16 protein-coding genes and 1 riboswitch are annotated in these 19690 nt (G+C 68.9%); of the genes, 5 read left to right on the top strand and 11 right to left on the bottom strand.

All coding sequences use genetic code 11. The features are described 5' to 3' along the window. Positions 1 to 9: 9 nt before the first annotated feature. Positions 10 to 3714, bottom strand: coding sequence for a cobaltochelatase subunit CobN (gene cobN / locus OHA10_RS27875; protein ID WP_371401713.1), 3705 nt, complete (start codon positions 3712 to 3714; stop codon positions 10 to 12). Positions 3715 to 3746: 32 nt separating this feature from the next. After that, positions 3747 to 3872, bottom strand: a riboswitch (cobalamin riboswitch). Positions 3873 to 4038: 166 nt separating this feature from the next. Between cobN and OHA10_RS27870 the strand changes: the two genes are divergently transcribed. Then, positions 4039 to 5313: a vanadium-dependent haloperoxidase gene (locus tag OHA10_RS27870; protein ID WP_371401712.1), complete on the top strand. Its 1275-nt coding sequence runs from the start codon at positions 4039 to 4041 to the stop codon at positions 5311 to 5313. Positions 5314 to 5335: 22 nt separating this feature from the next. Here OHA10_RS27870 and OHA10_RS27865 read toward each other — a convergent pair whose 3' ends face one another. From OHA10_RS27865 to OHA10_RS27855, 3 genes are read right to left on the bottom strand one after another with little or no spacing between them, the layout of a single operon-like run. Continuing rightward, positions 5336 to 6304 (bottom strand): DUF3500 domain-containing protein, encoded by a 969-nt coding sequence (locus OHA10_RS27865; protein ID WP_371401711.1) that lies wholly within the window; start codon positions 6302 to 6304, stop codon positions 5336 to 5338. Further along, positions 6295 to 6975 carry a phosphoglycerate mutase family protein gene (locus OHA10_RS27860; RefSeq protein ID WP_371401710.1) on the bottom strand — a complete coding sequence of 227 codons (681 nt, stop codon included), beginning with the start codon at positions 6973 to 6975 and terminating at the stop codon, positions 6295 to 6297. The genes OHA10_RS27865 and OHA10_RS27860 overlap by 10 nt, the downstream gene beginning before the upstream one ends. After that, on the bottom strand, positions 6966 to 7952 hold the full coding sequence (locus OHA10_RS27855; protein WP_371401709.1) for a cobalamin biosynthesis protein: 987 nt from the start codon (positions 7950 to 7952) through the stop codon (positions 6966 to 6968). Before OHA10_RS27855 ends, OHA10_RS27860 begins: the two co-directional genes overlap by 10 nt. Before the next feature lie 43 nt (positions 7953 to 7995). On the opposite strand from OHA10_RS27855, the gene OHA10_RS27850 reads away from it, so the two are divergent. From OHA10_RS27850 to OHA10_RS27840, 3 genes are read left to right on the top strand one after another with little or no spacing between them, the layout of a single operon-like run. Continuing rightward, positions 7996 to 8823 carry a serine hydrolase gene (locus OHA10_RS27850; RefSeq protein WP_371401708.1) on the top strand — a complete coding sequence of 276 codons (828 nt, stop codon included), beginning with the start codon at positions 7996 to 7998 and terminating at the stop codon, positions 8821 to 8823. Then, a complete protein-coding gene (locus OHA10_RS27845; protein WP_371401707.1) occupies positions 8820 to 9884 on the top strand; it encodes a mandelate racemase/muconate lactonizing enzyme family protein in 1065 nt (354 codons plus the stop codon). The genes OHA10_RS27850 and OHA10_RS27845 overlap by 4 nt, the downstream gene beginning before the upstream one ends. Continuing rightward, positions 9881 to 10747, top strand: coding sequence for an NlpC/P60 family protein (locus tag OHA10_RS27840; RefSeq protein ID WP_371401706.1), 867 nt, complete (start codon positions 9881 to 9883; stop codon positions 10745 to 10747). Before OHA10_RS27845 ends, OHA10_RS27840 begins: the two co-directional genes overlap by 4 nt. A 49-nt stretch (positions 10748 to 10796) precedes the next feature. On the opposite strand, the gene OHA10_RS27835 is transcribed toward OHA10_RS27840, so the two are convergent. Then, on the bottom strand, positions 10797 to 11816 hold the full coding sequence (locus OHA10_RS27835) for a TerC family protein (RefSeq protein WP_371401705.1): 1020 nt from the start codon (positions 11814 to 11816) through the stop codon (positions 10797 to 10799). A gap of 251 nt (positions 11817 to 12067) precedes the next feature. Further along, the gene (locus OHA10_RS27830; RefSeq protein ID WP_371401704.1) at positions 12068 to 12418 is read right to left on the bottom strand and encodes an MmcQ/YjbR family DNA-binding protein; all 351 of its coding nucleotides are present in this window, start codon (positions 12416 to 12418) and stop codon (positions 12068 to 12070) included. A gap of 102 nt (positions 12419 to 12520) precedes the next feature. Here OHA10_RS27830 and OHA10_RS27825 point away from each other — a divergent pair, with 102 nt between their 5' ends. After that, positions 12521 to 13408 carry a nitrilase-related carbon-nitrogen hydrolase gene (locus OHA10_RS27825; protein WP_371401703.1) on the top strand — a complete coding sequence of 296 codons (888 nt, stop codon included), beginning with the start codon at positions 12521 to 12523 and terminating at the stop codon, positions 13406 to 13408. A gap of 26 nt (positions 13409 to 13434) precedes the next feature. On the opposite strand, the gene uvrB is transcribed toward OHA10_RS27825, so the two are convergent. The 5 genes from uvrB to OHA10_RS27800 are packed head-to-tail and all read right to left on the bottom strand — an operon-like array spanning position 13435 to position 19534. Further along, the gene (gene uvrB / locus OHA10_RS27820) at positions 13435 to 15540 is read right to left on the bottom strand and encodes an excinuclease ABC subunit UvrB (protein ID WP_371401702.1); all 2106 of its coding nucleotides are present in this window, start codon (positions 15538 to 15540) and stop codon (positions 13435 to 13437) included. Positions 15541 to 15587: 47 nt separating this feature from the next. Then, on the bottom strand, positions 15588 to 16439 hold the full coding sequence (locus OHA10_RS27815) for a hypothetical protein (protein ID WP_371401701.1): 852 nt from the start codon (positions 16437 to 16439) through the stop codon (positions 15588 to 15590). Positions 16440 to 16470: 31 nt separating this feature from the next. Then, positions 16471 to 17352 (bottom strand): hypothetical protein, encoded by an 882-nt coding sequence (locus OHA10_RS27810; RefSeq protein WP_371401700.1) that lies wholly within the window; start codon positions 17350 to 17352, stop codon positions 16471 to 16473. Continuing rightward, on the bottom strand, positions 17349 to 18416 hold the full coding sequence (locus tag OHA10_RS27805) for a hypothetical protein (protein WP_371401699.1): 1068 nt from the start codon (positions 18414 to 18416) through the stop codon (positions 17349 to 17351). Before OHA10_RS27805 ends, OHA10_RS27810 begins: the two co-directional genes overlap by 4 nt. Then, positions 18413 to 19534: a PrsW family glutamic-type intramembrane protease gene (locus tag OHA10_RS27800; RefSeq protein WP_371401698.1), complete on the bottom strand. Its 1122-nt coding sequence runs from the start codon at positions 19532 to 19534 to the stop codon at positions 18413 to 18415. Before OHA10_RS27800 ends, OHA10_RS27805 begins: the two co-directional genes overlap by 4 nt. Positions 19535 to 19690 lie beyond the last annotated feature (156 nt).

The following is a 19690-nucleotide window of genomic DNA, read 5'->3' as shown; positions in this document are numbered from 1 at the left end:
TCCACCCAATCAGCCGCGATCCTCGATGTCACCCTCCGTCTCAAGGACTGCGCTGCGCAGCGTCTCCAATGCCTCGGCCGACGGCTCCGCCCACAACCCGCGCTGCGCCGCCTCCAGCAGCCGTTCCGCGATCCCGTGCCGCGCCCACGGGTTGGACTTGCGGAAGAATTCCGCCATCTCCGGATCCTTGACGTACTCCGTGGTCAGCGTCTCGTACATCCAGTCGTCGACCACGCCCGCGGTCGCGTCGTACCCGAAGAGGTAGTCGACCGTCGCCGCCATCTCGAACGCGCCCTTGTACCCGTGCCGCCGCATCGCGGACATCCACCGCGGGTTCACCACCCGGGCGCGGAAGACCCGCTTCGCCTCCTCCTCCAGCGTCCGGGTCTTCACCTGCGCCGGTACGGCGGAGTCGCCGACGTACGCCTTCGGGTTGGAGCCGGTCAGGTGGCGGACCATCGCGATCATGCCGCCGTGGTACTGGAAGTAGTCGTCGGAGTCCATGATGTCGTGCTCGCGGGTGTCCGCGTTCTTCGCCGCGACCTGGATCCGGGCGTACGCGCGCTCCATCGAGCCGCGGGCCTCCGCGCCGTCGAGGTCCTTGCCGTACGCGTACCCGCCCCAGACGGCGTACACCTCGGCCAGCTCGGCGTCGGTGCGCCAGTTGCGCGCGTCGACGAGCGGCAGCAGACCGGCGCCGTACGAACCGGGCTTGGAGCCGAAGACCCGCGCCGTCGACTGCCTCATGTCGTTGCCTGCAGCAACATCCGCTGAGACGTGCGCGCGCAGATAGTTGTCGTCGTCGGACTCGTCCAGGGCGGCCACCGTACGCACGGCCTCGTCGAGCAACGCGACCACGTGCGGGAACGCGTCCCGGAAGAACCCGGAGATCCGGATCGTCACATCGATCCGCGGCCGGCCGAGCTCCTCGAGCCCGACCACCTCGAAGCTCGTCACCCGCCGCGACGCCTCGTCCCAGACCGGCCGGCAGCCGAGCAGCCACAGCACCTCGGCCAGGTCGTCGCCCTGGGTCCGCATGGCCGACGTACCCCAGATCGTCAGCCCGACCGACCGCGGCCACTCCCCCGTCTCGGTGCGGTGCCGGGCGAGGAGCGAATCGGCGAGCGCGACACCGACGTCCCACGCGTTCCGGCTCGGAATCGCCTTCGGGTCGACCGCGTAGAAGTTGCGGCCGGTCGGCAGCACGTTCACGAGACCACGCGTCGGCGACCCCGATGGACCTGCCTCGATGAAGCGTCCGTCGAGTGCCCGGACCACGTTGGACAACTCGTCACCGGTCCGGGCGAGCCGCGGCACAACCTCCTCAGCCGCAAACGTCAACGACTGCACCACTTGCTCGGAGTCGCGGGCCAACACCTCGGCGACCACAACCGGCACCTTCGTCGCGTCCCAGCTCATCGTCTCCATCCCGACGACAAGCTTCCGCGCGACCGCCTCCAGCAGATCGACGCCGTCGGCGCCGCTCACCGCCGGCAGGTCGGCGAGCGTCGCCAGGTCCGCCAGCTCCGGCACAGGCCGCCCGGGGTCGGCGAGCATGGCCGCCTCGTCGACCCCGAAGGTCTCGCCGAGCGCCGTCCGCAACCCCGGGATCGAGTACGTACCACCCCACAGCTGCCGTGCCCGCAGTACTGCGAGCACCAGGTTCACCCGCGCCTCGCCGACCGGTGCCCCGCCGAGAATGTGCAACCCGTCGCGGATCTGCACGTCCTTGATCTCGCACAGGTAGCCGTCCAGGTGCAGGACGAACTCGTCGAACTCCTCGTCGTCCGGCTTCTCCGACGTGTGCAGATCGTGGTGCAGTTGGGCTGCCTGGATCAGCGTCCAGATCTGCGCCCGCAACGTCGGCACCTTGTCCGGGTCCAGCGCGGACACGGTCGCGTACTCGTCGAGCAGGTACTCGAGCTTCGCCATATCGCCGTACGTCTCGGCCCGTGCCATCGGCGGCACCAAGTGGTCGACGACGGTCGCGTGCGCCCGCCGCTTCGCCTGCGTCCCCTCGCCCGGGTCGTTGACGATGAACGGGTACACCATCGGCAGGTTTCCGAGCACCGCGTCCGGCGCGCAGTCGGCCGCCATCCCGATCCCCTTGCCCGGCAGCCACTCCAGCGTCCCGTGCTTGCCGAGATGTACGACGGCCTGCGCGCCGAAGCCGCCCTCGTCGCGCGACGCCTCGAGCCAGCGGTACGCCGCCAGATAGTGGTGCGACGGCGCCATGTCCGGATCGTGGTAGATCGCGACCGGGTTCTCGCCGAAGCCGCGCGGCGGCTGGATCATCAGCACGACGTTCCCGAACTGCAACGCGGCCAGCGCGATCGCCGGCTCGTCACCTGACGTGTCGACGTACAACTCGCCGGGCGCCTCGCCCCATGCATCGATCATTGCTGTGCGCAACGACTCCGGCACCCGGCCGAACCAGGTGGCGTAGGTGGACAGCGGAATCTTGGCGACCGCGTTCGCCAGCTGCTCGTCGGTCAGCCAGTCGACGTCGTGCCCACCCGCCGCGATCAAGCGGTGGATCAGTCCGTCGGCGCCGTCCGCCCCCTGGAGCTCACTGAGGTCGAGCCCGCCGAGGTCGTACCCGGCCGCTTCCAGCTGTCCGAGCAGAACGACCGCCGACGCGGGCGTGTCCAGACCGACCGCGTTTCCGATCCGCGCGTGCTTCGTCGGGTACGACGACAGCACCAGCGCGATCCGCTTCTCGGCCGCCGGCACGTGCCGCAACCGGGCATGCGCCACTGCGATCCCGGCCAGCCGCGCACACCGCTCGGCATCCGGCATGTACCGCGCCAGCCCGTCGGCGTCGTACGACTTGAACGAGAACGGGATCGTGATCAGCCGCCCGTCGAACTCCGGGATCGCGACCTGCGTCGCCGCATCCAGCGGGCTGACCGCGGCGTCGCTCTCCACCCACTGCTCGCGGGTCGACGTCAGCGCGAGCCCCTGGATCAACGGGATGTCGAGCGACGCCAGCGCACCGGCGTCCCACGCGTCGTCAGCACCGCCCGCGCTCGCATTCGCGGCCACCGCTCCACCGGCCGCGAGCAGGGTCGTCACGAGTACGTCGCACTTCCGCAGCAGATCGAACAGCCCGACGTTCTCGGCCGGATCGAGTCCGCGCAGCGTTCCGCAGTACACCGGAAGTGGTTGCGCGCCGGCCTCGACCACCGCATCCGCGAGCGCATCGACGAAGGCGGTGTTGCCGGAGATCTCGTGCGCGCGGTAGTACACGATCCCGACCACGGGCCGCTCGTCCTCGACGTACGTACCGCGCAGGCCGTACGCCGGGAGTGCGCGCGGCGGGTCGAACTCGTCGCCGGTCAGCAACAGCGTGTCCCGGAGGAAGCCGGCCAGGTTGCGCAGGTTGTCGGCGCCGCCCTCACGCAGGTACGCGAGCGCCTCGGTGACCGCACCGGCGGGCACGGTCGACAACGACATCAGCTCGGCGTCGGGCGCGGCCTCGCCGCTGACCACAACCGCCGGCTTGCCGGACGCGAGGACCGCGTCGAGGCCCTCCTCCCAGGCCCGACGACCACCGAGGAGCCGGACCACGACCACCTCGGCGGCATCCAGCAGCGGGCTCAGGTCGGCCGGCTCGAGCCGGGCGGGGTTGGCCACTGCCCACCCCGCACCGGCCTCCGCAGCAGCCAGCAGATCGGTGTCGGCAGTCGACAACAGCAGAAGATTCGCAGCCACGCGCGTAGTCCTTCCCGGGGTATCCACGCCCCGACTCCAGGTACGACGGCGGCAGTTCCTGACTCCCCTTCACGGGTCACAGTGGCGGGACCGTCCCGGACTCACACCGGGTTCCTGCTGATGCCGTCGATTGACGGCCCGACTCTAGCCGACGGCCCCGGCGTACCCGGTGTGGAAGTCGTCGCACGTTGTCGCGTTGACCCGCGCGTTGCATTGGTATAGGGCGGAATCACAGGGTTTGTACTGCGGACGCCCTCCGGCGTCGCACGACAACGTCTTCTTCAGCACAGGCCGATCCGTTCCACCTGAGCTGAAGGAGAAATCATGCGCTTGAAGGCCTGGAGACTTCTGGTCGTCGTACTGACCGCCGGCCTCATCACTCCTGCCCTGGTCGCCGCACCGAGCCAGGCCGGCGGCGTCCGGGCCGGTCCGGCGGTGATCACCCAGTGGAACACCATCGCCGGCCGGACGATCTACGCCGAGAACGCCACCCCGGTCCCGGTCGGGAGCCTGTACTACGGCTTCGTGTCGCTGGCCGTTTACGACGCGGTGGTCGCGATCGAAGGCCGCTACCAGCCGTACCTGAAGCAGCCCAAGGTCCGCGCTAAGGCGTCCTCGGAGGCAGCTGCCGCGACCGCGGCGTACGAGGTACTGCGGTACTACTTCCCGGCCTCGGCCACGAACCTCGCCACCGACTACGCCGCGTCGCTCGGCACGATCCCGGACGGTCGCGCCAAGTCACGGGGAACCGAGGTCGGCCGGCACGCTGCGCAGACGCTGATCCAGGCGCGGGCCAAGGACGGCCGAGGCGCGAACATCCAGCTGACGGTGACGCCCGCGCCCGGAGTCTGGCGCCCGACACCCGACGCCTTGGCGCCGATGCTCGCCCCGTGGCTCGGGTTCGTCGTACCGCTGGCGCTTCGATCGCCGACGCAGTTCCGGCTGCCCGGCCCCGACCCGATCACGTCGAAGGCCTATGCCCGCGACTTCGCCGAGGTGAAGTCGATGGGTGCGCTCGTCGGATCCGCGCGGACGCCGGCGCAGACCGAGACCGCGCTCTTCTGGAACGCGAACGCCGTACTGCAGTACCAGACGGCGCTCCGGAGCCAGGTCACCGAGCGCGGGATGGACATCGTCGACAGCGCCCGCGCGTTCGCGCTGCTCAGCACGAGCATGGCCGATGCGCTGATCGCCTGCTGGCGGGCCAAGTACGACTACGCCTACTGGCGTCCGATCACCGCCGTACGGCTGGCCGGAACCGACGGGAACCGGGCCACCGAAGCCGACCCGAACTGGATGTCACTGCTGCAGACGCCGCCCTATCCGGACTACGTCAGCGGGCATGCATCGATCACCGGCGCGGCAACCGGGACCTTCAGCTACCTGTTCGGCGCCCGGTCGCTCGATCTGGACATCCCCGCCTTGGTGTCCACTGCTTCGCGGCACTTCGACAGCGCCGCGGCGCTCGACGCGGAGACCATGAACGCGAGGATCTGGCTCGGCTTCCACTTCCGGAAGGCGATGACCGACGCGAACCGGCTCGGTCACCGCACCGCCTCGTGGACGATCGGCCACGAGTTCCAGCCCCGGCACCACTGAGCGTTCCTCGCCGCGCGCTCCGTCAGCGGTGCATCGCGTAGTGCGCGGCGAGGAGGTCGGTGCCCCAGTCGTTGCGGAGGTCGCGCCAGACCGAGTGGATGTGATTGGCGTTGTCCTGGGTGTTGTCGTACTCGGCCAGGAAGCTCGGGCCGGCGATCGAGTAGTAGTGCCGGTGCCCGATGCCGGGCTCGGTCTCACCGGCCCACGCGAACGTCAACCGCTCGATGCCGTGCTCGGTGATGTCCTGCCAGGTCTGCAACCCGATCGGCCCGGCGGCGCGTCCGACGTACTGGCCGATGAGGAGGCTGAGGAGCTGGCGCTGGTCCTCGTTCATGTCGCCGTATGCCAGGCCGCGGTGCAGCAACGACGCGTCGGCGACCGGGTCGTGGCGGGTCAGGATGTCGTCCGGCGCCTCGTCGGAGACCAGAGCCGTGGCCAGCTGACCCGGCTCGAGCGCGTGCAGGAGCTGGAAGCCCAGGTCCTGCTCCGCGGCCAGGAACCGCCGTCCGGCCTTCGGGCCGCTGCGGACCTCGGCCGGGTTCGACCCGATGAACTGCGGGGTGAACGCGATCGCCCCGTCGACGAGCGTGACGTGCAGCGCGAGGTGGTGACCGTTCAGCCGCCACGCCCACGGATCGGTCCCGTTCGGGTCGCCGAGCACCCGGAGGAAGTACCGGTCGGCGACCGTCGCGCCCTCCCACTCCCCCGACGGCGGCAGATCCGGCAGCTCGCGTACGACGACCTCCGCGTCCAGGACCGCCCAGACATCGGCCGCACCGCGGTCGCTGCAACCGGTCGCGACCAGACGCTCCACCAGCTTCTGCTGGGTCGGGTTCAGCTCGGTCAGTGCCAGCCCCGGCACCGGACCCGGCAGGTACGTCCACTGCTGGTGGTCCGGAATGTCGAACGGGGCCCGGATCTTCTCGAGCTGGGCCGGCGTCAGGCTCGCCAGCAGTTCGAGGACCGTGTCCCGCGTCTGCGCTACAACCATGCCGATCGCTCCCGTTCCGTCGGTTCGTAAGGCGTCCACTGTTCGAACGGCCGGTCCAGCTTGTACCGGAAATCCGGTTGCCGCAGCAGGACGCGTGTTTCCGCGTTACCAGGATTGCGCAGCGACTCGAAGAACCGGACCGACCAGTGGAACCAGCGCGTGCAGAACAACCGCATGGTCAGCCCGTGCGAAACCAGCAGCACGTTCCGCGGCGCGTCCGGCTGCTCGAAGTCGCGGTGCATCGTCTCCAGGAACGTCGAGACCCGGTCGTACACGTCCGCACCCGACTCACCGTGGGTGAACCGGTAGAAGAAGTGCCCGAACGAGTCTCGCAGCTTCTCCTGGCGCTCGATGTCTGCAGTGTCCTGCAGGTTGTCCCAGTCCTGCTCGCGCAGCCGCGGCTCCTCGCGCGGAAGCTCGATCAGATCGTCCAGCCCGAGCGAGTCCAGCGTCTGCCGCGCCCGCAGGTACGGCGAGACGTACACCCGCACCGGCTCGTTCTCGAACAGCTCACGCAGGTCCTTACCCGCCTTCGCCGCCTGCTCGTGCCCATGCGGCGTCAGAGGTACGGCGTGGTCCGGGATGCGCTCGTAAACCGTCTTGTCCAGATTCGCCTCGGACTCCCCATGCCGGATCAACGCGATCCGCACCGGCCGGTGGCTCAGCCCCATGTGTACCCCTTCTTCATGCCGCGCGGTGTTCGGCCGAGGAGAGCTGCGAGGGCGGCGACGCCTGCTGTAGCTACGCCGACCCGGCGGGCCAGCGCGGCCGTCCGCCGGACGTCGGCGACAGCCGGAGCGGGCCCATCACCCAGCGTGCCGCGGTCCTCCTGGTAGCTGCCGTAGTCGTTCGTCCCGCCGAGCGTGAGGTCGAGCGCGCCCGCGAAGGACGCCTCGACCGGGCCGGCGTTCGGACTCGGGTGCTTGGCCGCGTCCCGCTTCCAGACAGCTATTGCCTCACGCGGCCGGGCGGCCGCAACGCCGGTCAGCATCGCGCAGACACGCGCCGGCACGAGGTTCACCAAGTCGTCCAGGCGCGCCGACGCCCAACCGAAGTTCTGGTACTTCGGCGACCTGTAGCCGACCATCGCATCCAAGGTGTTCGCTGCGCGGTACCCGAGGAGTCCGGGGATGCCGAGGACTCCGCCCCAGAGGAGCGGCGCCACGCAGGCGTCCGAGGTGTTCTCGGCGATCGACTCGACCGTTGCGCGGGCCAGCTCGTCCGCCTCCAGGTACGTCGCGTCGCGGGCGCACAGGTGGCTGAGGCGGTCGCGAGCTGCTGGGATGTCCTTCTCCTCGAGGAGCGCAGCCATCGTCTCGGCTTCGCGTTCGAGGCTGCGGGCACCGAGCACGGTCCACGTTGCCGCGGCGGTGGCTGCTGTGTAGAGGATCGGATGCTTGCGGGTCAGTCGCTCGATGGCGACACCCAGGAGTGTGGTGGAGCCGACGAGGATCGCTGTGTGGGCCGTTCCTGCGCGGCGGGAGTCGGCGTACAGGCGGCGCTCGACCCGGGCCGCGGTCTGGCCGAAGCCGGCGACCGGGTGGAACCGGCGGGGATCGCCGAGCAGACGATCTGCGGCGAACCCGAGAAGAATCCCCAGAGCCCGCGACGTGCCCGGGTAGGGGCGGCGGGGGTTCGTCGGGCGCACCCTCAGCAGTCTGCCAGGTGGCTGCCTGTGATTGGGTGACGGCATGGGAATCGCGGAGCTGCTCCAGGGGGTCGACGGGAGCGGAGAGTTCGGGGTGTGGCTTGGCCGGCTGGACGGCGTACCGGTGTTCGAGCACGAGGCGGAGCGGCCGCACTACTCGGCCAGCACGATGAAACTGCCGGTGGCGATGGCGATGATGCGCAAGGTCGAGGCGGGTGAGCTCGCGCTCGACCAGCCGGTGACCGTGCACAACGACTTCGCCTCGGCGGGCAGCGGCCGGTTCGCTGTGAACGCGAACGAGGACGAGGCGCCGGCGACCTGGGAGAAGCTGGGCGCCGAGGTGCCGCTCGGCTGGCTCGCGACCGAGATGATCACCCGCTCCAGCAACCTGGCGACCGATCTCGTGCTCGAACAGGTCGGGATCCCGGCGGCCCACGCAGCCCTCAGCGAGGCGACGCTGCCCAGCTCGCCCTCCCCCGCGTCGAAGATCCAGCGCGGTATCGACGACGGTCCCGCGCAGCGCGCCGGGATCAGCAACCTGATGAGCCCGGCCGGCCTCGCCGGCGTACTCGTTGCTGTCGGCAACCAGAAAGGTGCCTCCGGCGACTACCTGCGCGACCTGCTGGCCGGCAACCAGTGGAACGGCGAGATCCCGGCGCTGCTGCCGCCGGGGACGCGGGTCGAGCACAAGAACGGCTGGGACACGCGGATCCGGCACGACGGCGGGATCGTGCGGCCGGACGACGCGGACCCGTTCGTGCTGGTGGTCTGTACGACGTCGGAGTTGCCGGATGCCGACGCGCAGAAGCTGATCGCGGCGATCGCCCTGGAAGGCTGGAACAACAGACACGACCTCGGAGCCGTGCGGTGAAGATCACGACCCATCGGGTGTCGGCGCCGCTGCACACGCCGTTCATCACCGCGTTGCGTACGGCGACCCATGTCGAGTCGCTGCTCGTCGAGGTAAGTGACGGCGAGCTGAGTGGCTGGGGCGAGGCGCCGCAGGTGTGGAAGGTGACCGGCGACTCGCTCGCCGGGTCGCAGGCGTGTATCGAAGGCCCGATCACGACCGCGCTCGACGGGCTCGGTCCGGCCGATCTGACCGAGGCCCTGCGGCGGGTGCAGGGGGCGGCGGTCGGCAACTTCGGCGCGAAGGACGCGATCGACGTCGCACTGCACGACCTCGCTGCGCGGCGGCGCGGTCAGACGCTGCACGGGTTCCTCGGATCGACGGTCGACGTCGTACGGACCGATGTGACGTTGTCGGTCGGGGATGCGGCAGCGCTGGCGGCCGCGGGGCGGGATCGGGTCGCGGACGGGTTCGACGTACTCAAGGTCAAGGTCGGCACGGACGCGGTCGGCGACATCGAGCGGGTCCGGCGGGTGCGCGATGCGATCGGGCCGGAGCCTCGGCTGCGGCTGGATGCCAACCAGGGGTGGACGCGGCGCGATGCGGTCACGGTGATCCGGGCGCTGGAGGATGCCGGGTGCGCGATCGAACTGGTCGAGCAGCCGGTCGCCGCGGCAGACCTCGACGGGATGGCGTGGGTGACCGACCGGGTCAGTACGCCGATCCTCGCCGACGAGTCGGTGTTCGGCGTACGCGATCTGGTCGCCGTGATCCGGCAGGGTGCGGCTGATCTGGTGAACGTGAAGCTGGCGAAGTGCGGTGGGCTGGCGCCGGCGCGGACGCTGCTGGAGCTGGCTCGTGAGCACGGGCTGGGCGCGATCGTCGGCTGCATGATGGAGAGCCACGTCGGCGTCGGCGCGGCGGCCGCGCTGGTGTCGGCGTACCCGACGACCGCGGTCAACGACCTGGACGCCGCCTGGTGGCTGCGGGAGGCGCCGGTGGCCGGCGGGATCCGGTACGACGGCTCGCTGATCCACCTGCCTTCTGCTCCTGGACTCGGCGTGACAGGCTTGACCGCATGAAGTTAGCCGCTACCAAGGTCCCGATCAGCACGGTCTGGACCGCGCCGGACGCGCCGCGTGACATCGACGCACCGGCGACCGCAGTACAACCCGATGTGGCCGCCTGGGCCAAGTCGATGGACACCGAGACCCGGCTGGGCCTGCACGGCCGGACCCTGACCCAGCTGCTGTTCGCCGAGCCCGTGCTGGTGCGGACGGAGCGCGACGGCTGGTCCGAGATCCTCGCGCCGTGGCAGCCCTCGTCGCAGGACGAGCTGGGGTATCCGGGCTGGGTTCCGTCGAGCCACCTGGGTGAACTGCCGCAGAGCGCGACCGATCCGGTTGCTATCGACGTACCGACGGCATCGCTGCTGGCCGAGCCCGGTGGTAGCCCGCTGGCGGAGCTGTCGTTCGCGACGGTGCTGGCGTCGGTGGAGAAGGCCGACGGGTACACGCGGGTCGCTACGCCCGACGGTGGGTCCGGCTGGCTGGCGGACGACGCACTGCGGTCTGTGCTGGAGCCGTCGGGGCCGGAGGACCGGCTGCGACTCGGTGAGCTGTTCCTCGGGCTGGAGTACCTGTGGGGCGGTACGTCGGCGCACGGGCTCGACTGCTCCGGGCTGGTCCATACGGTCAGCCGGGTGCTCGGGATGCGGACGCCGCGGGACGCGCACGACCAGGCCGACACGCTGCCGAACATCCCGATCGACGAGGCCCAGCCCGGCGACCTCTACTTCTTCGGCCGCCCCGGCAAGCAGATCCACCACGTCGGCTTCGTCTCCCCCGAAGGCATGCTCCACGCCTCAGAAACCGGCAAACGCCTGGAAAACGGCCCCCTCACCGACGACCGCCGCTCCACCCTCGTCACCGCGGCCCGCTTCTAACAGACGCACGTCGCCCCGGATCGCTTGCCGATCCGGGGCGACGTACGTTTCAGGACTCTTTGTGGTGCAGCTCCGGCTGCTCTGCGGCCGGCTCCTCCGCCTCGATGGTGCGGGACTTGCGCAGGCTCAGCGCCGTGGTGATGCCCAGCGTGACGATGATGAAGCCGAGGGAGAACCAGATCGGGATCTCCGGAGCCCAGTCGATGTGGTGGCCGCCGTTGATGAACGGGAGTTCGTTCACGTGCATCGCGTGCAGCACCAGCTTCACGCCGATGAACGCGAGCACCACCGACAGACCGAGCGACAGATACACCAGCCGCTTCAGCAGATCCCCGAGCAGGAAGTACAGTTGCCGCAGACCCATCAACGCGAACACGTTCGCCGTGAAGACCAGGAACGGCTCCTGCGTGAGCCCGTAGATCGCCGGGATCGAGTCCAGCGCGAACAGCAGGTCAGTGGTGCCGAGGGCAATGATCACGATCGCCATCGGAGTGACGAGCCGCTTACCGTTCTTCTTCAGCGTGAGCTTCACGCCGTTGTACTCGTCGGTCGCATTCAGCCGCTTCTTCGCGAACCGGATGACCGCGTTCTCCTTGAAGTCGTCATCGTCGTTCTCACCCTGCTTGGCCAGGTGGATCGCGGTGTAGACCAGGAACGCGCCGAAGATGTAGAAGACCCAGGAGAACTGGTTGATCGCGGCGGCGCCGACCGCGATGAAGATGCCGCGGAACACCAGCGCCAGGATGATGCCGACCAGCAGCGCGGTCTGCTGGTACTTCCTCGGCACGGCGAATCTGCTCATGATGATCAGGAAGATGAACAGGTTGTCGACGCTCAGGCTGTACTCGGTGAGCCAGCCGGCGAAGAACTCCCCGGCGTACTGCCCGCCGGAGAAGAACCAGACGCCGAGGCCGAAGACCACGGCCAGACCGACGTAGAACGCGATCGCGGTCGCCGACTCGCGGGTGCTCGGCTCGTGCGGGCGACGGCCGATGACGAAGACGTCGAACGTCAGCAGCGCGAGCAGCACGCCGACGGTGATGTACCAAACGTAGTCAGCTACGTGCACAGAACCCTCCGGAGCTCAGATGAAATATCGACTCCGAAGGTCTCTTCCGCTGCACTCAATCAGTGAGTCCAGCCGAGGGCACCGGGCGCGGGGCACAAGCCCTTGACCGTGATGACGATGCCGCCGCGAAGGAATACTCCCCTTCTCCACCATCATTGTGACGGGTGAACACCCCAGTCACCAAATCCCCGACACCGTGTCGGACCGTCGAAATGATCACAGCCGGTCCAGGGAATAGTTGCGGTGAGTGATCACTCGCGGACTGCGGGCCGCCTGCTCTTCGGCAGCTTCGCGACGATCGTCTCGTACGACGCGTCGATCAGTTCGAGGATCTCGTCGTCGGGCACCGCTCCCCCGAGCCGCACGGAGTTCCAGCCGGAGCGCCCGATGTAGGCCATCTTGCTGACGTCGTCCGGGTAGGTGTCCACCAACTCGTCGGCCTCTTCCCGGTCGGCCCCGCACTTCAGGCCGACCCCGCTGCCACTGCCCAGGAACGCGAAGATCTTGTCGCCCACCTTCGCGACCACGTCCCCGTCCCACGGCTCGTCCTGCCACGCGCCGGGCTTGCCCAGGCAGTACTCGAGGAGTTCGTCCCCGTTCATCCGCGCCACCGCAGGCCTCCGTCAGCTGTGAGAAACGACCTCGCACTGCACCGACACATGATCCAGCATGCTTCACCGTACCGCCGTCGTACGCTGCGGAGCATGGCATCTGTGGTGGTTGCTGCGGTCCAAGCCGGATCCACGCTCTTCGACACACCCGCGACGCTGGTGAAGGCTGAGCAGTACATCCGGGAGGCCGCGGCGGCCGGCGCTCGGTTGATCGTGCTGCCGGAGGCGTTCCTCGGCGGCTACCCGAAAGGCGCCGACTTCGGGATCACCGTCGGGTCGCGATCTCCCGAGGGACGCGAGCTGTTCCGGCGGTACCGCGAGGCCGCCGTGCAACTGCACGGGCCGGAGATCGCACGACTGGCCGAGCTGGCGACCGAGCTCGACGTGCATCTGGTCGCCGGGGTGATCGAACGCGATGGCGGGACGCTCTATTGCACGGCCGTGTTCGTCGACCCGCGAGACGGGTTGGTGGCGCATCACCGCAAGCTGATGCCGACCGCGGCCGAGCGGTATCTGTGGGGACAGGGCGACGGCTCGACGATGCCTGCCGTCGAGACAGACCTCGGCGTCCTCGGGGCGGCGATCTGCTGGGAGAACTACATGCCGCTGTTCCGGCAGTCGATGTACGCCAAAGGTGTGCAGATCTGGTGCGCACCGACGGTCGACGACCGCGACCAGTGGCAGGCAACCATGCGCCACATCGCACTCGAAGGCCGATGCTTCGTCATCAGCGCGAACCAGTACCTGACCGATGGCAATACCGTTCTCATCAACGGCGGCAGCACGATCATCTCCCCGCTGGGCGAGATCCTGGCCGGCCCGCTCCGCGGCACGGAAGGCGTCCTGCTCGCGGAGCTGGACCTCGCCGAACTCGATCGCGGCTACTTCGACTTCGACTCGGTCGGGCACTACGCGCGGCCGGACATCTTCACCCTGACCGTGGACGAGACGCCGCGCCACACCGTCGTACGCCGGAGCTGAGAGAGCCGGCGTACGACGGTCCGGGGCTACTTGGCGCCGGCGTTGGTCATCTGGCGGAGCTCCTTCTTCAGTTCGGAGATCTCGTCGCGGTAGCGGGCGGCGACCTCGAACTGGAGCTCGGCGGCGGCGTTGTGCATCTGGTCGGTGAGCTGCTGGATCAGATCGGCCAGGTCGGACGACGGCAGACCGCCGGCCAGTTCCTTCGCCTTCTCGCCGGCCTTCGCCTTGCCGCCACCGGGCACGGGTGCCTTGCCGCGGGACTGCGTACGGCCGGAGCCCAGCAACTCGGCGGTGTCGGCGTCCTCACGGGCCAGCATGTCGGTGATGTCGGCGATCTTCTTCCGCAGCGGCTGCGGGTCGACCCCGTGCGACTCGTTGTACGCGATCTGCTTCGCGCGCCGCCGGTTGGTCTCGTCGATCGCCTGCTCCATCGACGGGGTGATCTTGTCGGCATACATGAACACCTGGCCGGAGACGTTTCGCGCCGCACGGCCGATGGTCTGGATCAGCGACCGGCCCGACCGCAGGAAGCCTTCCTTGTCGGCGTCCAGGATCGCGACCAGCGACACCTCCGGCAGGTCGAGGCCCTCACGCAGCAGGTTGATGCCGACGAGCACGTCGTACTCACCCATGCGCAGCTCGCGCAGCAGCTCGACCCGGCGGAGCGTGTCGACCTCGCTGTGCAGATACCTCGTCCGGATGCCCATCTCGAGCAGGTAGTCGGTCAGGTCCTCGGACATCTTCTTGGTCAGCGTGGTGACCAGTACCCGCTCGTTCCGCTCGACGCGGATCCGGATCTCGTGGATCAGGTCGTCGATCTGGCCCTTGGTCGGCTTCACGATCACCTCGGGGTCGACCAGACCGGTCGGCCGGATGATCTGCTCGACGAACCCGTCGGACTTGTCCTGCTCGTACTGCCCCGGGGTCGCGGACAGGTAGACGGTCTGGCCGATCCGCTCGAGGAACTCCTCCCAGCGCAGCGGCCGGTTGTCCATCGCCGACGGCAGCCGGAAGCCGTGCTCGACCAGGGTCCGCTTGCGGGACATGTCGCCCTCGTACATCCCGCCGATCTGCGGGACGGTCACGTGCGACTCGTCGATGACCAGCAGGAAGTCCTCGGGGAAGTAGTCGAGCAGACAGTGCGGCGCCGTCCCGGCCTCACGTCCGTCGGTGTGCCGCGAGTAGTTCTCGATGCCCGAGCAGGTCCCGATCTGGCGCATCATCTCGATGTCGTACGTCGTCCGCATCCGGAGCCGCTGTGCTTCCAGCAGCTGACCGTTGCGCTCGAGCTCGGCCAGCCGCTCCTCGAGCTCGGCCTCGATCGAGGTGATCGCGCGCTCCATCCGCTCCGGCGCGGTCACGTAGTGCGTGGCGGCGCCGATGTAGACCTCGTCCTCCTCGCTGATCACCTCGCCGGTCAGCGGGTGCAGCGTCATCACGCGCTCGATCTCGTCACCGAAGAACTCCACCCGGACGGCGAGCTCCTGGTACACCGGGAAGACCTCGAGCGTGTCGCCGCGGACCCGGAACGTGCCGCGGGTGCCGGCCAGGTCGTTGCGCGCATACTGCACGCCGACGAGCTTGCGGAGCAGGCCGTCGCGGTCCATCTCGGCGCCGACCTTCACGTGGATCATCCGGTTCAGGTACTCGTCGGCGGAGCCCAGGCCGTAGATGCAGGACACGGTCGCGACCACGACCACGTCGCGCCGGGTCAGCAGTGACCAGGTCGCGGAGTGGCGGAGCCGCTCGACCTCCTCGTTGATCGAGGAGTCCTTCTCGATGTAGGTGTCCGTCTGCGGTACATACGCCTCGGGCTGGTAGTAGTCGTAGTACGACACGAAGTACTCGACGGCGTTGGCGGGGAAGAACTGGCGCAACTCGTTCGCGAACTGGGCGGCGAGGGTCTTGTTCGGCTGGAGGATCAGCATCGGGCGCTGGATCTTCTCGGCCAGCCAGGCGACGGTCGCGGTCTTACCGGTACCGGTAGCACCCAGCAGTACGACGTCCTGCTCGCCGGCGTTGATCCGGCGCTCCAGGTCCGCGATCGCGGCCGGCTGGTCACCCGCCGGCTCGAAGTCGGACACCACCTTCAACGGCGCGACCATACGCTGAAGATCCGAGACCTGTCTCATGCCCTCCACCGTACGGCCCCGCTCCGACAGTTTCTAAAAACCCCAGGTCAGAAGCTCTTGACGACGCTGTTGTTCATGTAGATGAGCTCGTTGACCCGGCGCTGGTAGACGCGCGATTCGAGAGCGGCGTCGGTGGCGGTGACACGGTCGAACTTGTCCTGGTACGCCGTGACGAAGCCCTTCATCGCGATCTTCGCGCCGGTCTTGCCGACCCAGACGCCGGTGTACGACAGCGCGTAGCAGGCCTTGATGTTCGGGTTGGCGGGCTTGCACGCGACCCCGGTCCCGATCTTGACACCTTGCATACTGTTCGACTCGACATCGACCAGGTGCTCGGCGAAGGTCTGGGCGTTGTACAGCTCGGTCTGGCGGACCCAGTAGTACCCGTCGATCAGCCCGCGTGCGCTGAACTGCTGCAGGATCCAGTTCTGCCCCGCGTACGTCTTGTCCGGGGACTTCAGCCAGCCCTTCGACGGGGTGAACCAGATCCCCCAGCCGACCTCGACACCGGCGTCGTTCGGTCCCTTGGAGTCGTTCGGCGTCGGAGTGGGCGACGGCGTGTAGAGCGTCCCGACCGGGTCCGGCGTCTGCTGACTCGCCGGCTTGTCCTTACCGCTGCCGTTCACCAGCAGCACGACACCGGTCGCAACCAGGAGTACGGCGACGATCGCGCCGGCCATGATGATCCACGCCGTACGGTTCGACTTCGGCGGTTGGTGCGGCCGCTGCGGCCCCGGCCCCCACCCACCGCGAGCAGGACCGCCACCACCAGGACCACCCACGCCGGTCGGTCCCCAGCCACCCTGCGCCGTACCGCCCTGCGGAGCGGTGCCCCAACCACCAGGAGCGGGAGCAGGGGCGGGCGGCGGGCCCGGGGGCGGACCGTACTGCTGACTCATAGTGTTTCCTCGCGGTAGTTCCGGTCGTTCGTCACAGGCTGTCGATCACGGACTTCTTCATGATCGCGGCGTCCGCCTCGGCCTTCTGGGCGAAGTCGACCCGGGTCCGGAAGTCCAGTGCGGTGACCACGTTGTCCTTGCGCCGGTACACCTCGACCGAGCCCTGGACCTTCACGTCCACGCCGTTCTCCTTGGCCGTGGAGGTGTAGTCGATCGCGACGCACTCCACCAAGACGTCCTTCGGGCACGGCAGGTTCCGTACGTTTCCGAGCTGCGCGACCTCTTCCTCGGTCTCGCCCTCGACGATGCCGAGCAGATACGCGTTCGCGGTGACGTTCTGCTTCTGGCGCACCCACAGGAACGCCCGCGCGTGCACGTTGTCGTTCGGCGGGTACGTCGCGAGCTGCTTGCCCCGCGTCTCCTTGGTGAACAGGCTCCATCCCTGCACCGGGACGATCGAGACACCGAACCCGACCGGGATCGCGTTCGGCGGCGGCTGGTACGACGACTTCGGCGCGGTCGGCGTGCCCACCGGCGTACTCGGCGTCGGATCGGCCTTGTCGTCGCCGCCACCGGACAGCAGGACCAGCGCGACGGCCACCAGCGCGACCACGATCAGGCCGGCACCGACCGGGATCAGCAGCGGCGGGATCCGGAAGCCCTTCTTCTCCGGCGGCGGGCGCCGCAGCGACGGCGGGCCGACGTTCTCACCCCATGCCGACGACGTCTCCGTGGCCGGACCCGGTCCAGGACCGGGTGCACCGCCGTCGCCCCAGGGCGACGGCGGTGGTGGCACCTCGAGGTTCCAGGGCGACGGCGGGAGCTGTTCCTCCGGCTCGACGTCGTCCGCTTCCGGCCCGGGCTGGTTGACCCAGGGGTTGCTGCTGGAACCCTTGTCGCGCTTTCCGCTCACTGACTCTTGACCACCGACCGCAGCATCGCCGTGGAGTCCGGCTGGATGGAGGCGACCTTGTCCTTGCGCCCATACACCCGGACGATCGTGATCACGCCGTCGTTGCGCTCGATCACGCCGACGAACCCGACCACCGGGATGCTGCCGTTCTGGCTGCTCGAGATCGCGTCGAAGTTCTGGGTGGTGACGACCTTGACCGGGGTCTTGTCGTCCGGACCGGGCTTGGTCACCTTCGGGTCGCCGGTCTTGACCGAGGACAGGTCCTTGATCTCGGCGTTCAGCAGCTTGGGCAGCACGGTGTCGGTGTTCTCACCGGCGCCGGCCTTCCACGCGTCCACCATGAAGTACGCCTCGCCCTGCTTCAGCAGGTACACGCCGTCGAAGCCGCTCAGGCTCTTGCGGATGTAACCCGGCTGGGGCTTCACGTACACGCCCTGCGAGACCTCGATGCCCTCGTCGACGTTCGTCGGCTCGGTGCTCTGGCCGGTCGTCGGCTGGGACGTCGGGGTCGGGCTCGGATCGGCCTTCTCGTCGTCGCCGCCCTTGAAGACGAACGCCAGTACGACGCCGATGACCGCGACCACGGCGAACGCACCGCCGGCGATCAGCAGCGTCTTGCTGCCACCGCCCTTGCGCCGCGGCTGCTGGTTGTAGCCGCCCCACTGCTGCTGCCCGGGGTACTGCTGCTGACCCGGGTACTGCTGCTGGCCCGGGTAGCCCCGCTGCTGTTGGTACTGCTGCTGTCCCGGGAAGGTCGGCTGCCCCTGCGGCGGCTGCCCCTGCTGCGGGTACGGCGCCTGACCGGGCTGCTGGCCGGGCTGACCGTAGCCCGGCGGCGGCGCCTGCTGCGGACGTCCGTAGCCAGGCGGCGGCTGCTGCCCGTAGCCAGGCTGGCCTTGCGGCGGCTGCCCGTAACCAGGCTGGCCTTGCGGCGGCTGCCCGTACCCGGGCTGCTGACCGTAACCAGGCTGCCCGCCAGGCTGCCCACCGGGCTGGCCCGGCTGGCCTCCGTACGGCTGCTGGTTGCCCTGGCCACCGCCGTACGGCGGCTGCTGGTTGCTCATGCCTGCGTCTCCCCAGTCGTCGCGGCGGTCGGTGCGGTTACCCCGCGGGCGGACTTCGGCACGGATCGCACCGAGTTGCCACAGGCGGAGCAGAAGTCGGACTGCGGGAGCAGCGGCATCTCACAGCGCGAGCAGAACGCCAGGTCGCCCGACGCGTGGTTGGAACCGCCCCGCGCGGCCGACTCGAGCGCAGCCTCGAGCAGGCCCTTGTGGAGCACGGTCCGCACCCGGATGATCAGCGCGCCGAGCAGCAGCAGGCCCCAGACCACACCGAGGATCGAACCGATCGTCGAGCCGTGTCCGCCGACGAATCCGAGCAGGTAGACACCGCCCTGGAAGAGCGCGTTGACCGCCATCGCCTGGAGCAGACCGCCCACCCAGCGAGGCGTGAACCCGTCGTACCCCTCGCCGAGGCCGGAGAACTCCGCACCGGCGAGACCGGTCGCCGAGCCGTACACCAGCGGCTTGATGAAGCCGTGCAGCAGCACGATCGAGATCCACGTGCCCGCACTGCTGCCCGGACCGGCGAAGCCGCCGCTGATCCAGCCCCAGTGCAGCACCAGCGTCTCGAAGCAGGCGTACCCGACACCGGCCACCACACCGAAGGTGAAGCCGTCCATCAGGTCGTCGTACCGCGGCCGCGAGGCCAGGTAGAGCGGGCCGATCTGCCGGATCAGCTCCGACACCACCGGCACCAGCAGCAGCAGGATCAGCAGGTCCCGCCCGGACGGACCGGCACTGTTGCCGCCGATCGTGTCCAGCGAGAGCGCCAGCTTGTCCTTCCACAGCCAGGTGAAGACTGCCGCGAGGACGCCGGTCAGCACGAAGGCCGCGGCGACCACCGGGATCGGCTCGTCCTCCCAGAGGTTCACGTCGTACAAGTAGATGATGTAGACGATCGGGATGGCGAAGGCCGCGATCATGATCGCCACCGGCAGCGCGCCGAGCGCGGCCGTCACCACGGTCAGCAGCAGGGCGATGCCCAGCGCGACCTTGTAGGTGTACGGCTGCTGGCCGGATCCCTGCGGCATGATCGTCGAGACCAGTTTGAACGACGCCACCGGTTCATCAGGTCTGGCGGCGTACGCCTTCTTGCGCTCGGCATCCCCGGTACGCATGTCGTTGCCACAGTGGTGGCAGAAATGCGAGACCTCGGGGACGTCAGAGCTGCAGCGCGGACACACCACGCCATCCTCCCTACTTCGGACGTCCGGACCGGCGCGGGGCGCGCCGTCGGTGGCCGGCCTGCAGGAGTCACCCCGGGCCGGACCGGG

Source organism: Kribbella sp. NBC_00662, assembly GCF_041430295.1.
GTDB lineage: Bacteria > Actinomycetota > Actinomycetes > Propionibacteriales > Kribbellaceae > Kribbella.
The sequence above is the reverse complement of the archived record's forward strand: the minus strand, read 5'-3'. Positions and strand labels throughout refer to the sequence as shown.

Bases quoted from the DNA above. Each gene is read 5' to 3' on its own strand.
- OHA10_RS27830 (WP_371401704.1), bottom strand. From the start codon at position 12,418: ATGAACGGGGACGAACTCCTCGAGTACTGCCTGGGCAAGCCCGGCGCG.
- OHA10_RS27860 (WP_371401710.1), bottom strand. From the start codon at position 6,975: ATGGGGCTGAGCCACCGGCCGGTGCGGATCGCGTTGATCCGGCATGGG.
- OHA10_RS27850 (WP_371401708.1), top strand. From the start codon at position 7,996: ATGGGAATCGCGGAGCTGCTCCAGGGGGTCGACGGGAGCGGAGAGTTC.
- OHA10_RS27805 (WP_371401699.1), bottom strand. From the start codon at position 18,416: ATGAGCAACCAGCAGCCGCCGTACGGCGGTGGCCAGGGCAACCAGCAG.
- OHA10_RS27825 (WP_371401703.1), top strand. From the start codon at position 12,521: ATGGCATCTGTGGTGGTTGCTGCGGTCCAAGCCGGATCCACGCTCTTC.
- OHA10_RS27840 (WP_371401706.1), top strand. From the start codon at position 9,881: ATGAAGTTAGCCGCTACCAAGGTCCCGATCAGCACGGTCTGGACCGCG.
- OHA10_RS27815 (WP_371401701.1), bottom strand. From the start codon at position 16,439: ATGAGTCAGCAGTACGGTCCGCCCCCGGGCCCGCCGCCCGCCCCTGCT.
- OHA10_RS27800 (WP_371401698.1), bottom strand. From the start codon at position 19,534: ATGCGTACCGGGGATGCCGAGCGCAAGAAGGCGTACGCCGCCAGACCT.
- OHA10_RS27865 (WP_371401711.1), bottom strand. From the start codon at position 6,304: ATGGTTGTAGCGCAGACGCGGGACACGGTCCTCGAACTGCTGGCGAGC.
- uvrB (WP_371401702.1), bottom strand. From the start codon at position 15,540: ATGAGACAGGTCTCGGATCTTCAGCGTATGGTCGCGCCGTTGAAGGTG.
- OHA10_RS27870 (WP_371401712.1), top strand. From the start codon at position 4,039: ATGCGCTTGAAGGCCTGGAGACTTCTGGTCGTCGTACTGACCGCCGGC.